This window comes from Propionivibrio pelophilus DSM 12018, from assembly GCF_059569095.1.
This window is the reverse complement of record NZ_JCANUT010000136.1, coordinates 1-1,637: the sequence shown is the minus strand read 5'-3', so window position 1 is coordinate 1,637 and position 1,637 is coordinate 1. Positions and strand designations below refer to the sequence as shown.

At 54.2% G+C, this 1,637-nt stretch carries 4 protein-coding genes; all 4 read left to right on the top strand.

Features of this window, described 5'->3' with window-relative positions; translation table 11 throughout:
- Positions 1–240: 240 nt before the first annotated feature.
- Positions 241–528 carry a hypothetical protein gene (locus BO74_RS21065; RefSeq protein WP_496445363.1) on the top strand — a complete coding sequence of 96 codons (288 nt, stop codon included), beginning with the start codon at positions 241–243 and terminating at the stop codon, positions 526–528.
- Complete coding sequence (locus BO74_RS21060; protein WP_496445361.1) at positions 528–1,046, top strand: hypothetical protein; 519 nt, start codon at positions 528–530, stop codon at positions 1,044–1,046. Before BO74_RS21065 ends, BO74_RS21060 begins: the two co-directional genes overlap by 1 nt.
- A gap of 2 nt (positions 1,047–1,048) precedes the next feature.
- Positions 1,049–1,246 carry a hypothetical protein gene (locus BO74_RS21055; protein ID WP_496445359.1) on the top strand — a complete coding sequence of 66 codons (198 nt, stop codon included), beginning with the start codon at positions 1,049–1,051 and terminating at the stop codon, positions 1,244–1,246.
- A gap of 106 nt (positions 1,247–1,352) precedes the next feature.
- Positions 1,353–1,637, top strand: a 285-nt coding sequence (locus tag BO74_RS21050; protein ID WP_496445357.1) for a transposase family protein, incomplete at its 3' end; no start/stop codon positions are given.

Genomic DNA, 1,637 nt, shown 5'->3' with positions numbered 1-1,637 from the left:
CTATAACGGGGACATCGGGTTTATCGCGGCCATCGACCGGGAGGGAGAAGAGCTTGGCGTGGACTTCGACGGCCGGGGGGTTTCGTACCCGTTCGTGTTCCGACAATACAAGACGTAACGTCACTGTTTCGTCTGAAACAAAAGCTCAAGAGCTATACAGCTTGAGGGCAAAAATCTCAAAACCCTGCGGGTACGCTATGCCCGCAAGGGTATGGCTCCGCGTTTCTTTAGGAGTTAATTGTGTTTGTAGAAGTTAATCAAATGACGGGCATGCCCTTCGCTGACGATGTGGTCGAGGCCGGCATTGACACTGCTAAAACGCTGAAGGTGATGTCATCCGACAAGCTCCAGGCGACAGCCCAAGAGCTTGGCTTCGACAAAACCAAGTTCGTGGTCGCGGAAATGCTTTACGGTCTTTTGCCCGAAGAAGCTGTTACTGTTGCAATGGACATTCTTCAGGCAGAGCAAGACCGTATGGTGGCTGCCCGAACGGCGGTGCCTTGCGGAGAACCGTTCCTGGAGGACTGATGAATAAGGCAAAACACGACGAATACGACGATATTCGCCAAGCCTTCTACGAGTTCCTGCACCTGCGCATTTTGCATTTAACAGGGTTCGTAGTCGATGTTTCGGCAGTCGAGTATTCCTTGGTGGAGCAGGCCATGGATTGGCCTAATCGACGGTATCCATGGGACTGGTTCGAGGTAAAGCGGAAGTTCCGCAATATCCCGGCCCGGTTCGAACTAGCGGTTAGCGTGAATGGCGAGTTGTGTGGGCTAGCAATTGGGAAACCCTCTCGTGGAAGAAGGCATGTATCTGCCTACTTCCTGGAGGGGAACTCAGACCCAAGCCATCCACTCAAAGGACAGGTACTCCCCATCCTGTTGGACGGGTTGGCCCTGTATGGAGAGGCGCTTGGCTGTTCGTACATTCGATTGATTCAGCCGGTCGATGGCTTGATTTCGCGGTACGAACAGGCTGGCTTCAAAGTTGCAACCGACAAGATTCATCGCATATACTGCGAGAAACCCCTGAAAAGGAGCTAAACATGGCAGCAGTCTTGGAAAGAACAGTCCCTCCGCAAGCCACTGCGTTTGTGCGGGATGCTGTTGCTCGTATGCAGGCCGCTCCGCGCTTCTTCAATCAGGAAGAGTGGAATGCACTTGCGTCGTATGAAGGCCCTGTTGTTTCTGGCGACCCTGAAGGTCGTATCCCGGAAAACTTGGAAGCAGACGACAACGAGTAAATACTCTACGCAATCTCAAAACCCCCGCGCAGTCTCTGCCGGGGGTTTTTCACGTCTACGTGGTACTGGTCAAAAGGGCTAAAATTCGACCCTTTCGCCTGCCGCCATGCCAGTCAATTTCCTGAACCTTCCCGGCCTTGATGTCGTTGATTTCCGGGAAACAGCGACTGAGTATCATGTCCGCGCCAAGCCGAAGGTAGTCTCCCGCCAGTGCCCATCGTGCGGCCCGGCAGGCAAGGTCGTCATCCATGAGCACAAGACGCTATTCGTGCGCGACATGCCGAGCCATGGACGGTCTGTGGCCATTCACCTTGATGTGCCACGCTTCAAATGCCATGGCTGCGTCAAGACCTTCACTGCCGTTGTGCCGGAGGTCGATGCCGACCGCCAG